At 57.6% G+C, this 14175-nt stretch carries 13 protein-coding genes and 1 tRNA gene; 5 read left to right on the plus strand and 9 right to left on the minus strand.

The features are described from left to right. From BANAN_RS03980 to BANAN_RS04000, 5 genes are all read left to right on the plus strand, one after another. A complete protein-coding gene (locus tag BANAN_RS03980; protein WP_004217981.1) occupies positions 1 to 441 on the plus strand; it encodes an FHA domain-containing protein in 441 nt (146 codons plus the stop codon). A 22-nt stretch (positions 442 to 463) separates the two neighbouring features. Beyond that, positions 464 to 1195, plus strand: a complete 732-nt coding sequence (locus tag BANAN_RS03985) for a MerR family transcriptional regulator (RefSeq protein ID WP_014697644.1) — start codon at positions 464 to 466, stop codon at positions 1193 to 1195. Positions 1196 to 1279: 84 nt separating this feature from the next. Further along, positions 1280 to 1633 (plus strand): hypothetical protein, encoded by a 354-nt coding sequence (locus BANAN_RS03990; protein WP_014697645.1) that lies wholly within the window; start codon positions 1280 to 1282, stop codon positions 1631 to 1633. Beyond that, positions 1630 to 2007, plus strand: coding sequence for a fluoride efflux transporter CrcB (crcB, locus tag BANAN_RS03995; RefSeq protein WP_014697646.1), 378 nt, complete (start codon positions 1630 to 1632; stop codon positions 2005 to 2007). Before BANAN_RS03990 ends, crcB begins: the two co-directional genes overlap by 4 nt. 8 nt (positions 2008 to 2015) lie before the next feature. Further along, positions 2016 to 2393, plus strand: coding sequence for a fluoride efflux transporter FluC (locus BANAN_RS04000; RefSeq protein WP_014697647.1), 378 nt, complete (start codon positions 2016 to 2018; stop codon positions 2391 to 2393). Between the two features lie 547 nt (positions 2394 to 2940). Here BANAN_RS04000 and BANAN_RS04005 read toward each other — a convergent pair. From BANAN_RS04005 to BANAN_RS04045, 9 genes are all read right to left on the minus strand, one after another. Continuing rightward, positions 2941 to 3660 (minus strand): HAD hydrolase-like protein, encoded by a 720-nt coding sequence (locus tag BANAN_RS04005; RefSeq protein ID WP_014697648.1) that lies wholly within the window; start codon positions 3658 to 3660, stop codon positions 2941 to 2943. An 87-nt stretch (positions 3661 to 3747) separates the two neighbouring features. Beyond that, positions 3748 to 4095 (minus strand): RNA polymerase-binding protein RbpA, encoded by a 348-nt coding sequence (locus tag BANAN_RS04010; RefSeq protein WP_004217973.1) that lies wholly within the window; start codon positions 4093 to 4095, stop codon positions 3748 to 3750. A 103-nt stretch (positions 4096 to 4198) separates the two neighbouring features. After that, the gene (locus tag BANAN_RS04015; protein ID WP_394295948.1) at positions 4199 to 6802 is read right to left on the minus strand and encodes a DEAD/DEAH box helicase; all 2604 of its coding nucleotides are present in this window, start codon (positions 6800 to 6802) and stop codon (positions 4199 to 4201) included. A 14-nt stretch (positions 6803 to 6816) separates the two neighbouring features. Beyond that, the gene (locus BANAN_RS04020; RefSeq protein WP_014697650.1) at positions 6817 to 7134 is read right to left on the minus strand and encodes a hypothetical protein; all 318 of its coding nucleotides are present in this window, start codon (positions 7132 to 7134) and stop codon (positions 6817 to 6819) included. A gap of 89 nt (positions 7135 to 7223) precedes the next feature. Then, positions 7224 to 9161, minus strand: coding sequence for a helix-turn-helix transcriptional regulator (locus tag BANAN_RS04025; protein WP_014697651.1), 1938 nt, complete (start codon positions 9159 to 9161; stop codon positions 7224 to 7226). A gap of 136 nt (positions 9162 to 9297) precedes the next feature. Then, positions 9298 to 10725, minus strand: a complete 1428-nt coding sequence (locus BANAN_RS04030) for a UTP--glucose-1-phosphate uridylyltransferase (protein ID WP_014697652.1) — start codon at positions 10723 to 10725, stop codon at positions 9298 to 9300. Positions 10726 to 10987: 262 nt separating this feature from the next. Then, positions 10988 to 11061, minus strand: a tRNA-Pro gene (locus BANAN_RS04035). 82 nt (positions 11062 to 11143) lie between these two features. Then, a complete protein-coding gene (gene der / locus BANAN_RS04040; RefSeq protein ID WP_014697653.1) occupies positions 11144 to 13276 on the minus strand; it encodes a bifunctional cytidylate kinase/GTPase Der in 2133 nt (710 codons plus the stop codon). Further along, complete coding sequence (locus tag BANAN_RS04045) at positions 13273 to 14046, minus strand: pseudouridine synthase (RefSeq protein ID WP_004217967.1); 774 nt, start codon at positions 14044 to 14046, stop codon at positions 13273 to 13275. Before BANAN_RS04045 ends, der begins: the two co-directional genes overlap by 4 nt. Positions 14047 to 14175 lie beyond the last annotated feature (129 nt).

Here is a 14175-nt window from a genome sequence, read left to right on the forward strand (position 1 = left end):
ATGACTGATCCAATTCCAAGTGCAGGCGAAACCACCATCATCGGCATGCCTGCCATCCAGATTCCAGTGACCACCAGCGGTGAGCGCCCGTTGACGCAGGAGGATCTGCAGACCATCTCCAGACTGGCGGACGACACGGCTCTGCTTATCGCAACGCGTGGCGCTCTTTCCGGTTCGCGTTACCTGCTCGATGAAGACGAGGTGACCGTGGGCAGGGACCCGCGCGCGGACATTCTGCTCGACGATTCCACGGTCTCGCGCCAGCATGCCGTGTTCCGCCGCGAAAACGGCGCCTACACGGTGATTGATGCCGGCAGCCTCAACGGCACCTATGTGAACCGACAGAGGGTTGACAAGGCGACACTCAAGAATGGTGACGAGATCATGATCGGGAAGTTCCGCCTGATCTATTTCACGAACAGCGCGGTGCGTAACATCTGAGCATTGAGCCGCACGCCCTGCAATGGAGTCGAATCGGGAGACACAAGCACAGCGGGAAGGTCGGAATGACGGCCTCCCGCTTTTCGTGGATGTCCCATTGCTCGAGGTTGACGATTCCATGGCACAAGGGGAGCTGTTCCCGGACTCCCTGCTGGAAACCGAGCCGGTTCGCAAGGGTTACCGCGGATCTGCGGCGTCACGGGCAGCCGGCATCACATACCGGCAACTCGACTACTGGGCGCATAAGCATATCGTGGAGCCATCGGTCACCGCATCGCACGGTTCGGGATCGCGACGCCTGTATTCCTTCAACGATGTGCTCATGCTCGCCGCATGCAAGAAATTGCTCGACCTCGGCGTGAACTTGCAGAACATATCGCAAACATTGCAGTTCCTACGGGCCTACCGCTCCACACAGCTCTCCCACATGGTCATCGTCTGCGACGGGGAGCATGTGCGCGCCTGCGAGGGTGAGACCATGTTCGCCGATGTGCTGCAGCATGAATCCGCCGTGTTCATCATTGCCGTCGGGACGCTGTTCCGTCAAGTGGAGTCCAGCCTGGCGGCCGCCGAATTCGTTGCCGTCACCTCCGATGTCGCCTTACGGCGCCTGAGCGTCGATTCCGATGGGCCGTTGGCTCGTCTGCCGATTGTCGCGAAAGGCACCAGACTGCATCACCGGGACGCGCACGTCGAGCCTCCGTATTGCGATGTGCCCTTGGACATCGATGGGCATTCGTACGCTGTGGCGTAATATATCAATGTGCATGAAGACGAGGGGAGTGACATGAACGCCTTACCTGCCATTCTATGGATTGCTGCAGCGCTCTGTGCGGTCATGGTGTGTGCGGTCACCGTGTACTGCAGCCATTTCGGGCGTGCGGATGTTGTGGTCAAACCAGTCAGTTGGGCCGTGATCATCGGCCAGCTCACCACCTTTGTCTTGTTCGCCATGCCGTATTTCCTGTTCCTGGCGAACAAGGACTCGATTGATGCCCACCCACGCTCGCTCTACGAACGGTTGGGATGGCCCTCCGCGGTGGTTGCCGTGGTGTTGGTGTTCGCAGAGTTGGCGCTCATGTATGTGCAGGCTCGGCGCGCCATGCGTTTCGAACCGGCACACATCGAACCATTGCCTGACGATGGTGACGCAGACGGTGACGAGACCCATGAGGGGACGTCAATCATATGATCTGGCTGAATCTAAGCGCGGTGGCTGTTGGTGCGTTTTCCGGCGGCTGTTTGCGTTCATTGGCTTCAGGCTGGCTTAACCGCAAGGACTACGCGATCCCATACGGCACTCTGTTGGTGAATCTGACCGGTTCGTTGCTCGTGGGCATCATGCTGGGGGTAGCGGCCCTGGGGCCTGTGGCCGAGCCGTGGAAAGCTTTGCTGATCACGGGATTCTGCGGCGGTCTGACCACATTCTCCACCTTTACGTCGGAAGTCGTGTCGCTGTTCGAAGAGCACAGCACGGTTCGCGCGTGGATCTATTGGATCGGCAGCGTCGTGGTGGGCATTTGTTGCGTGGCGTTGGGTTTTCTCATCACCAGAGCGTTTGCGTAGGGAGATACATGGAACTCATTGCAGTGGGATTCGGATGTGCATTGGGAGCCGTCTGCCGGTATCTGCTGGAGAATGGACTCAACACTTGGACGATGGATCCGATCTCGATTCTTGTCATCAATTGCATGGGCTGTTTCCTCATGGGGCTATTCACCGCAATCATCGAACGACGCGAACCGAGCAAGATCATGGCGAAATTCATGACCACGGGATTCTGCGGCGGTCTGACCACGTTCTCCACCTTTTCGGCCGATACCTACAAACTGCTGCAGACGAATGCTTGGCAGGCGATCGCGCTAGTGCTGGCGAGCCTGTTCCTCGGCATATTGCTGTATACTCTGGGTCGCAGGCCCCCGCGGGGTAATGCACACGCCGATGTCGTTTGAGCTGTGGAGGAATCCAAGGCAATGCATGGGGGAGAAGGTGTTGCTGTTCTGGCAATCCTTGGTGAATGCCACGCTAGTTCGAATAATGAAGTAACAGGTATTTAAATTACCGAAGAAAACAAGAAAAATCTACACGTTTGAAATATATATATACAACATGATGTAGATAATCCGTAAAAATAGATCTATAGACAAGAATATTGAAAATGCCCAGTGCAAATGTTTTCAATAATAAGGCTTGTTCGATAAACATATTGTACGTGACCCATCGTTTTATCGCTGCGGGATTGGTCGTATCCTGTCGGTCTTGTTGCGATGAATGTCGTGGTGCCGCCCGTAGTGCGGATGGTGCGGTTGTGTATTCGATCTGATTGTGCCCGGCGAATGAGCTAGATATGGCATACCGCATACATGTCTCAACGGGGAGTGTAACGGTTCACTAATCTGACATAACGTACATTATCGGATAATAGTATACCAATATAGTGAAGGGGCGTATACGTATTGCATACGCCCCTTCTGATGAGATTATTGGATTGTCAATCGGTCACTGGCGTTCCGTGAAGTAATCGTTCACCGCATCGGCAAGCTCGCTGACGAACGGAACCACACGGTATGCGCCATGCTCGCGCAATTCGTTCGGCTCGGCATAGCCCCAGCCGCAACCCAGACAGTCGAGCCCATTGAGCTTGGCGCCGTCCACATCGGTCCAACGATCTCCCACCATGAGCGCTCTGTCTCCGGTGTTCCTGTCTACACCGATTCTGTCGAGCGCATAGGTGATCACCGCTTCCTTGGTGATGCGCGAATTGTCTTTGCTCGCCCCGTAGATGCCGTCAACAAGATCGGTCAGATGGAAATGCTCGCAAATCGGAATGGCCTGATACTCGGGCTTTGCCGTGCATACCGCGAGATAGTAGCCCATCTCGCGCATTTTGCGCAGCTGTTCGGGAATGCCTTCGTACATCGAGTTGACAAGACGGCCGGGCACTTTCCGCCCGGGTTCGTTCGGATCGTCGAACACATTCGCATCACCATAGAAATGCCGATAGACGCGTACCGCTTCATCGAGTTTGTGCGGCGGAATGCCGTTGAGCTTCATCGAATCGATGATGGCAGGTCCAATGAAACGCTGCAATGCCTCGTCGTTTGGCACGGGAACATCCACGGCCTCGAAGGCCTTGATCACGCATTTGATAATGCCGGGGCCTGATTCCGTCAACGTGCCGTCGAGATCGAGCAACACCACTCGTCTGGGTTCTGTCATGTATTTCCTCTTTCCGCCCTATATGGGCACACGCTGTTTTGCAAATGAAAAACCTGACATAACATGCTCTGTCATGTCAGGTTGTCGTCACTCGTAGTCCGGAATCCAGCCGTCGTGATGCATCTTCAGACGCTTTTCGAGCAATGCCGCCAGCTCGTCCTCGCTACGACGCTCCATGAGCATATCCCAATGCGTGCGGGTCGGCTTGGTGATTTCGTCCGGCTGCTCGTCCTCCTCGTTCTCACGGTGCGCGGTGGCGCCGCAACGGCACTCCCATTCGTTCGGAAGATCCGCGGACTCGGCGAACGGCAGGATGGTACGGTGCCCCTTCGGACATACGTAGGCCACTTCGACGCGAGCCGCGAAATCGACATTGTCGTCGGACTCCAAGGACTTCGCGCCAATGCTCATGCCACGCAGACTGCGTTCCGCCATGCTGTTCCTCCTTGAGTTTCAAAGTACTTCCAAGCTACAAAACAGCTGGGACTACCCCTTTATTCCTTGCATTCTCGGTGCCGGGCACCGGTCCTGGCACCGATCAGTCCACGCCGGAGTAAGCCACGATGCCACGATTGACGCGCGCGTAGGCCTCATGCGCGACGGCGGCGAGCTCGGCACCGCCCTCCCCCAGATACGGTTCGGCGACGGCGATCTGCTGCAATACGTCGGCAATGCGTTTCGCCGTACGTACGAAATCCCCACCGGTCATGTCGCTGTGTTCGAGCACTTCGGAGAGCGAGTCACCATATGCCCAGTTGTACATGAGATCGACGATGCCGAAGTCCAGCGGTTGCAGATAGTTCTCCAGACCGTTCGCCTCGCACAATGCGATGATTTGCCCATCCATGTCCCTCAAGGCGTTCGCGGCCTGCATCACACGACCACGGGGGCCTCCCGGGTACCTTCTCGGTTCCCCACCCTCGCCTCGGCGCGGCTCATACAGCAACGACGACATCACTGCAGCGAGTTCGGGGGCATTAAGATCGTCGAAGATGCCATGGGTGATCGCCTGTGCCAATACCAGATCACGTTCGGTGTAGAGTCGCCTGAGTAGCTGCCCGTATTCGGTGAGCCTGTAGTCGGTGTGACCGTTCTCGTCGGCTGTCTCAAGGTAACCGAGCACTTCGAGGCTATGGCATATGCGGTCGAACTGGCGAGCCACCGAACTGGTACGGGACTCATAGCGGTATTCCAGACGCTCGAGTTCCTTGGTCTCACGCACCCAGCGGTGACCCCATTTCATCAGGGTCTTGAAATCGGGAGACTGTTTGGCGGGGTGGTTCGCCTCCTGCTCTTTGAGCCGGGCGATCTGTGCATCCAGCCGGCGGAATGCACGTGAACGCTCCTCATTCGACTTGAACACCTCGTGCTTGAGCCGCCGACGTTCGTTCTTCTGCAGGTCGCTGAGCTTCATGCGAATGCGCAGCAGCTCCACCATGTCACCGGCATCGTTGGCCATGGCCTCCTCATAGCCGGCTATGGCCTTGCGCAGTTTGCCGATGCATGCCTCGAGATCCCATGCCGACTCATTGGCCTCCCATTGGGCGAACGAATGGTCGAGGGTGTCTCGTGCCGTCTCATAATCGCTGGAGTTGAGCAGATTGACGGCCATATTGAAGGTCGCCTTGAAGCTCGAATGCAGCGGGTAGACGCGCTTGCTGGACAATGCCACTGCCGTCTCGGGTTTGAAATAGCGGTGATCGACCACGATGGCATTACCTATGGTGTCGATGCCTCGGCGTCCAGCACGGCCGGTGAGTTGGGTGTACTCCCCCGGGGTCAATGGCACGATGCCTGTGCCATTGTATTTCTCCAGCTTCTCCACCACGACGCTGCGTGCCGGCATGTTGATGCCGAGCGCCAGTGTCTCGGTGGCGAACACACACTTGATGAGGCCCTCTTCGAACAGGCGCTCGACAATCTGCTTGAACAGCGCGATCATACCGGCATGGTGCGCGGCAAAACCCTCTTCCAAGGCATAGCGGAACTGCGAGAAGTGCAGGGTCTTCAGGTCCTCACGAGTGAGCTGCCCCTCGATCATCTCATCCACAATCTTGCGGATGCGCAGGGCCTCCTCGTCAGTAGTGAGCCGCAACCCGGCGTTGAGGCACTGGTCCACTGCCTCGTCACAGCCATTGCGTGAGAACACGAAATAGATGGCGGGGAGCATGCCCAAGAAGTTCAGTTCATCGACGACCGCCCAGCGGCGAGGCTGATATCGTTCCGGCTTGCGCACGAACTTGCGTTTGCCTCCGCGATCTCGCCGCCGCTCCGGCCTATCATGGGTGTCCGCGCGCGCGCGCCGCGCCTCCATACGGTCGAGCTCGTCAAGCCGGTTCATCAGCCGTGCATTCATTTTGACGGTCTGTTCACCCATATCGTCCCTGCGATACAGGTCGAACAACTCCGGTTCGGTGCGCGGATCCTTTTGCAATAACACATACTGGTCCAGCGGAACCGGTCGATGTTCAGACACCACGAGCTTGGTGTCCCCACGTACTGATTCAATCCAGTCTGCAAAGTCTTCGACATTCGACACAGTAGCGGAGAGCCCGATGATTCGAACGCTTTGGGGAAGGTGGATGATCACTTCCTCCCAGATCGGCCCTCTGAACCTGTCGGCGAGATAATGGACTTCGTCGAGAATCACATAGCCCAAGGCATTGAGTGTTGTCGAATGTTCGTAGAGCATATTGCGCAGCACTTCAGTGGTCATCACCACGATGTCTGCCTCGGAATTTATCGAGGTGTCGCCGGTGAGCAACCCCACCTTATCCGCACCGTACATATCGACCAGATCATGGTACTTCTGGTTGCTCAACGCCTTGATAGGCGTCGTGTAGAACGCCTTCACATTGCGTTGCTGAGCCAGGTATATGGCGAAATCGGCCACCACGGTTTTCCCGGCGCCGGTCGGTGCCGCCACAAGCACATTGGAGCCGGCCTCAAGAGCCTCGTTGGCATCCTGCTGAAAGGCATCCAACTCGAATGGCATACGGTCCGCGAACCGTGCCGCCACAGACTGCATGTGCTGCCTCGACTCCTTGAAGGCTTGGTACCGTTCAGCGGGGCTGAGTTCGCGCTCGCCTGTTTTCTCGTCTGTTGGCTCGGAATGCCTGTTCCTTTTGTTTCGTCCTGCCATTTTCCCCATCCACGTCAGTCGTTGAATGAGGCCCATCTACTCCAGATTCGTGCATAGCGTTCACGACGTGCCCGCTTGCGCTCGTCCACCTTTGTATGGGCCTGCGTGTATCGATTGGCGGCCACCTCGAGTGGCTCGGTGAAGATGGGGCGCTCCTTGGGGTGTCGGGTGCCTTCGGTATCGGTCATGAGGGTCATCCGTTCGGAGACCGCCTCACCGGTCCGTTGCACCGATTGGAGCGCATGGAGTCCGTGAATGATCACATAGATGATGCCGGCGATCAACACCGCCAGCATGGCAAGGGCCAGAATCAACCAGATCCACCACGGCATGCGTTCCCTCTTTCCTTGCGTCGTCCTGTCAATTCCACCGGGCGCGATGGCGTCCGTCCGTCATGTAATATACCTCTACAAGCACAGCGTCAGCGGCTATGATGCTCCTCGGCTGAATGGGAGCCGCCGTTCTCGTCGAGCATGCTCAGCTCACGCTTGGCGCGTGCGATAATCATCGTGCGCAAGGTCTCCGGTGCCACAGCCAGAATGTGGCGCGCATGAGCAATGCAGAACGCCACGAACCACGAATCAGATTGAATCTGCAGTCGGACCTTTTCCCCTTCGCCGCATGGCTCCACCTCGGCATCGGCGAGTGTGCGTATGAACTCCAGATGCGGTTGATCGGTGATGAAGGCGGCGGCGGTGGAGGTCTCGATGCTCCATTTGCGCAGGTCGCTTACAGAGACATCTGGAATCTGCACCGGCTTGGTCGGTTCCACCTCTGCGGCCTCCTCTATGCGCGCGATGCGCAGGATCTGCCAGATTCGAGGTTCTCCGGTCTCCTTGTTAATCGTCATGTCCTTATGCACGATCTTGTGCAGCGCCGCTGGAGCGACGTCTTCCACATCGGTCCACAAGGCCACGTAATACACGCCTTCGTCCACGTAGATTTTGGACGGCGCCACCAAACGCTCACGAATACGGCCCGAGCCGTCGGTGTACTTCATGTCCAGCAGTGCATGCTCAGCGATTGCCTTCTTCACAATGCCGAAGGAACGCGGTTCCACCTCATAGCCGGTCAGGCTCAGCCAAGGGGTTTGTCCGGGTTCTACATACTGGCGCAGACGGTCGTAGAGATCAACCGCTTGATTGCGCTCTTCGGCGGGCAGCAATGGCGCATGGGCCAGATAGTTCACCGATGCGGTGAGCATGCTCATGTACTGCGGCGAGATTCCGGCGAGGCGTTCAAGACCGAGGGAGTTCGTGGCACAGACGATGCCTTCGGATTCGAGCAACGACCAGTCGATGTCGAAGAACTGGCTGCCGGCCATCTCCCCATCGTCGGAGACGGTGGTGAGGGTGTTGATGTCCTTGTGAATCGTCTGCACGAACTTCTTGCGCTCGTCGTCGTTCTTGGGGACGCCAATGAAGCGCACGGCGAGTTCAGAGAGCGAATACTCCTCCCCCATGTGTGCGGAGAGGAACAGCATGAGACGCAGACGGCGGTCCACTTCGCTTCCCGTCTGGAACGAGCTCTTCTTGTGGCTCTTGCCGTTCGCACCGTCTTCGTCCTCCGCCTCGTCGCCGGCATCAATGGCATGGGCCGCCACCTTGGCGCTGGACATGTTTGCGGAGTCATCGGCGAGCTGGAAGCCGATGGCCGCATTGAGGCGTCGACGGAATGCATCGACGGCCTCCGGCGGATTCACAATGGAGGTATTCGGATGCTCAAGCACGAACATGACGAGATCGTCGGTGTCGGTGTAGGCGACATTCAGGCTTTCGCCGTTCACGGAAAGCGTGGCGGCGAATCGGCGGGAATCCACCTCCTTCACCAGATTCTCGGGGATGTGCTGAGTGCCCAGACCAGGTGCGATCGAATCAAGGCCGAGACCGGGAATCGGCGTCTGCGGCACGCGCGGTGCCGTGCGAGAGACGTGTTGCGGTTGAGGTTGTGGGGCGGACGACATGGACATCGATCGCGCGAGATAGTTGGCGGCCGCCAACACCGGCATGTCTTCCGGCTGGAACTTCAGCCGGATACGGGGCTCGTCGCCGAGCTGGAGGCGGTACGAGGCGAAATCCTGACCTTCGGACTTCGAGGAGTATTCAGGTTGCCGTGACTCTATGGCGATTCCCATGGCCGCCAGCTTTGCGCGGTCACGTTGGAATTGTTTTGCGAAAGCCGCCTTTGCGGCCTGATCAGCCAGTTCGCCGTAGGAGTCAGCGTATGCCTTCACACGCTGGGCGATCTGGCGGGAAGTCAGCCATTGCGGAAAAGCGGACGACAACACTGCCAGCACATCAAGCTCATGCTTGCCCCACTTATCCGAGAAGCGGCGCCTGCCGTTACTACCCTCAGCCATTAGTCCTCACGTATCGTTACCGTTTTAAATCAAAGTGGGCGTATGAAAACGCCCCTTGTATTATCATAAGGGCCTTTTCCTCAAATGGTGTACTGAAACACCGAAAAAGACCAAATTTTCTTTTCTGCGAACAATTCTACAGCCATTCGTCGGGCTCTATACCCTGCGGTCCCACGAATTCGCCGTTTGGGACATAACTCGGCCGTCCCTCATCATGCAATGTCGCCTCACCATAGAAGTTCACATCGCGGCCGAAGGTCCAATCCCCCTCCACCGTGACCGAGGCAGCCGCTGCGAGCGATGGCACGCCATAGGGGAACCGGTCGTCGAAATCATGGATGTTCTTATAGAAGCGCGTGTCAAGCTGGACGTTCGGGAAGATGTAGTTGCCGTCCTCCATCTCGTACTGATCAGTCAGATGGAAGCGGTCGGAGCGCATGATGAACAGATCGTCGGTGGTTTTTACCGGCAGGAAGCGCATGCGGTCCACCTCGACGCAGATTGCCCCGTTGAACAGACTCACCGCAGCGCCCATCGCGGTCTCGAGCTGAATCACCTTGGTGGTGGAGGCATCCGTTGGGTCGACGGTCTTGTAATTGCGAATGACAGGCAATGGAAGCACGCCGTTGCTCTGTGCCAGTTTCTCGCGTAGGGAGTCGATGCGCACCCAGATGTTGTTCGTATTGAAATACGGATGCTTGGCGATGTTCTTGGCTTCCGCCGCGTCTTCGGGAGCCACCTGCGTCATCTCACGCAGCATGAGCCTACCGGTGACCTTGTCGCGAACGATGTGACCACCCTTGCGATCCGCTTCGGTACGTTTCGACACTTCGATCATGAACGGAGCGCCGGTGTTTTCGAAGTGCTGGGCCAGAGTGCGTGACGGGCGTGCACCCAGATTGTCGGAGTTCGAGATGAACAGGTACTTGAATCCGTGGCTTTCGAGAATGTCGAGCAGACCCGATTCCCATAGGGTCGAATACAGGTCGCCGTGTCCCGGTGGGCACCATTCGAGATCGGGATTGGCGGGGAATGATACCGGCGCCCCTGTGGAGAGGTCGATCTTGGGCTCCACGTGCTGGATGATCTCCATCGGAACATCCTCCTGATGGAACCGCTTGTCTCGGTTGAGCACCTTCATGGTGTCGGACGATGTGCGGAACGAGTTCATGAACGTCAGCGGGAGCTTCACGCCCAGTCGGTTGCGTGCGGTTTCCACCTGTCCGAGAATGATGTCGATGAAGCGCATTTGCTTGGCCTTGTGCCTGCGAACCGGCAATAATGATTTTGCGCAGTCGAGCCCCATTGAGGTTCCCAGACCGCCGTTGAGCTTGAGGAACGCCGTCTTGGCGAATGCGTCGACCGCCTTGTCGTGGTTGATCGTCTCATAGATCTGCGCGAAATTGGGAATGTCCTGAACCGGCTCGATGTCCTCCTCGCGAATCCAAGTGGTGCCGTCCTCGTGCTTCCACACATCATAGAGATGCTCGAATTGGGCTATGGCCGTCTCGCTCAGGCCATGGGCCTTCATCTTCTCGGCGGTTCGCTCGAATGCGTCGGTCATGTCAAACCTTTCTCATACGAAGAGGATCTCTGTATCGTTGTGCCAACTGTGCCAAGTGTAGCCTTTTTCCCAAGGATTCGCATCTTTTGCATGACTATTCGACTTCTTTTCCTAGTTTCAGTTGAAAATATGTAAACAACGAAGAGAAAAGAATTAGTATGCGAATATTTTTAAAGCATCGTCAGATCATCCCGAATTGATTCTTTGTAATATGGCAGATTGACCGACGACAGAAAATGAGGTGGGCAGAAATCCCATGAAGTCGGACCAGCGGGATTTGAACCCGCGACCCCTTGACCCCCAGTCAAGTGCGCTACCAAACTGCGCTATGGTCCGTATTGCTCAAAGGCAACGAATACACAATATAGCAGAGGGGGCGGATAATGGCCGACGCTGCGCGCGTCGGCCATTGGAATCGCTACTTACGGCGCTTCTTTTCGCGAATATTCACCGAGATCTGGATCGGCGATCCCTCAAATCCGAATTCCTCACGTAGCGAACGCTCCAGGAAGCGTCGGTATCCGTGCTCCAGGAAGCCAGTAGCGAAGATCACGAAGCGCGGCGGCCGACTTGACGCCTGGGTAGCGAACAGAATGCGAGGCTGTTTGCCACCCCGTACCGGATGCGGGTGCGAGGCTTGGATCTTGCCGAGGAATGCGTTGAGTTTGCCCGTCGGAATACGCTTGTCCCAAGATTCGAGCGCCTGCGTCATCGCCTTGGCCAAACGGTTCGTGTGCCAGCCGGTCTTCGCCGAGAGATTCACGCGTTGAGCCCAAGTGACACGGTCGAATTCGGTCTTCCATAACCGCTCCATGCGCTGGCGGTCGAATTCATCCATGAGATCCCATTTGTTGAATACGAGCACCACTGCGCGGCCTGCATCCACCGCCGTGCTCATGACCTTGAGATCCTGATCGGAGATCGGAATGGAGGCGTCGAACAGTACCAAGGCGAGCTCGGAGCGTTCGATGGCCGCTTGGGTGCGCAGCGACGAGTAGTACTCCGCGCCCGACAGCTTGTGCTGGCGACGTTTGATGCCCGCCGTGTCGATGAACAGGTAATCCTCGCCGTCGATGGTCACGATTTCATCCACAGGATCGCGCGTGGTGCCGGCAAGCTCGTTCACCACCGAGCGTTCCGAGTGTGAGAGTTGGTTGAGCAGCGACGACTTACCCACGTTAGGGCGCCCCACTAACGCCACACGGCGCAGATGGGATGGCGTGAGGAAACCGGAGGTCTTTTCGGCGCTTTTCATTTGCGCAACGGCCTCATCGAGCAGGTCACCCACTCCCCTGCCGTGCATGGCAGAGATCGGGTACGGTTCACCAAGCCCGAGCTTCCAGAATTCAGCGGCCATATATTCGCTGATCTGGTCGTCGATCTTGTTCACTGCAACGGTGACGGGTTTGCCGTCCTGACGCAGTAGCTTCACGATGCGCTCGTCGGTCTGTGTGAGCCCGGTGAGCGCATCGACCACAAAGATCACGGAGTCCGCCAACTCAACGGCAATCTGAGCCTGGGATGCGATGGCGGAGTCGATGCCTTCGACGTCGGCCTCCCAGCCGCCGGTGTCCACCAGTTTGAAGTCAGTGCCCGCCCATTCGGCGTCATAGCTCACCCGATCACGGGTGACGCCCGGCGTGTCCTCCACAACCGCGGCACGACGTCCGAGAATACGGTTCACCAATGTCGACTTGCCCACGTTCGGACGACCCACCACTGCGATGACGCCCACCGCCTTGCGGCGGTCCGACTCTCCGCCTGCACTGAATGCGGAGCCGTCGAGCAGACCCTCATCGCCCTCATCAAGTTCGTAATCGTCGAGATTGGCGGCATATTGCCGGTATTCCTGTTCTTCGATCGCGTCGTCGACCAGACCAATCATCAGATCGAGCGTCTCCCCGAAATCGATGTCGGAGTTGTCAATCGTCGTCACACCATCCGAAGCCTCCGTGAAGTGGGTGACTTTCGAGTCGGCGGCGTCGCGTTTCGCTACGTCATCGCTGCCCACGCCACCGGCCTGCTCCTGCTTGTTACGACGTGCCTGACGCACCTCCTCGCGGGCCGTGAGCAGAATGCGCACCTCCGCACCGGGTTCCACGACGTCGGTGATGTCACGCCCCTCGGCTACGACACCACGGCCGTGCGAGAACGAATCATCGGCGCTTTGAGCCGCGATGTAGGCACGTTGCGCCGCGATGAGCACGTTGCGCACCGGTATGATCGCCGCGAGTCTGGATACGTGGGATGAGACCTCCTGCGAGCGAATCTGCTCGCTGATGTCGACGTCGTCGGCGAAGACGCCGGGATGCTGGGGGTCGACGCTGATGTCGAAATGGCTGTCGGTGAAGAAGGCCGCCACGATCTCCGTCACCTGCTGCTCGTCCACATGGGCCGCATCCAGGTCGACCCCGCGCTCCAGGCACCACCATGTGCATGCACGATACATGGCGCCCGTGTCGAGGTAGGCGAACCCAAAATAGTCCGCAAGGGCCTTCGACGAAGACGACTTGCCCACGCCGGCAGGGCCATCGATTGCCACACGAATCATAGACCGACCTCCTTCGAGAGTGCGCGAACCTCATCCTGCGACAGCACACGGTAGGACCCGGATTTGATGTCACCGAGCTTGATCGGGCCGATCTGCGTACGCACCAGCCGTTTGACCGGGAAGCCGATAGCCCCGAAGATGCGGCGGACAATGCGGTTGCGTCCAGAATGGAGCACCACCTTCACGATGGTCTGGTCACGGTTCGAATCGATGATCGAGCAGTGGTCGAGCTTGATCCAGCCGTCGTCGAGCTGCACGCCGGTGCGTACGAGACGACGGCATACCGTGCCGCTCATATGCCCTTCCAATGTGGCGATGTAGGTCTTCTCCACCTCGTATTTCGGATGCATGACATGCTGGCTTAGTTCGCCGTCGTTCGTCATGAGGATAAGGCCCTCGGAATCGTAGTCCAGGCGCCCCATGTGGAAGATGCGCTCATATTTGTCGCCGACGATGTCACGCAACGTATAGCGCCCCTTCGGGTCGTCCATCGTGCTCAGCACCTTGCGTGGCTTGTTCAATGCCAAGGTGATGTGCCGCGGATTCAGTCGTATGCGTGAGCCATCGACGCGTACTTGCTGGCGTTTCGGGTCGACTCGGGTGCCCAGTTCGGTGACGAGTTCGCCATCGACCTCGACACGGCCGTCGGTGATCATTTCCTCGCATTTGCGGCGGGATCCAAATCCCGCCTGCGCCAGAAGCTTCTGCAGGCGAATACCGTCGCCGTCGTTCTCATATTGTTTTCTGGCTTGGCTGTAGATGTGTGGCATCGTTCTCCCAACGTGGCCGAATAACATATAACTTTCTCAATATACTGTGCAAACGGTACTCCCGTCAAGCATTGACGAGCATTTGCACAACTTGTTGAGTATGATGGGCTCCGGTCGCAAAACGCTTTG

The organism is Bifidobacterium animalis subsp. animalis ATCC 25527 (assembly GCF_000260715.1).
Lineage (GTDB): Bacteria > Actinomycetota > Actinomycetes > Actinomycetales > Bifidobacteriaceae > Bifidobacterium > Bifidobacterium animalis.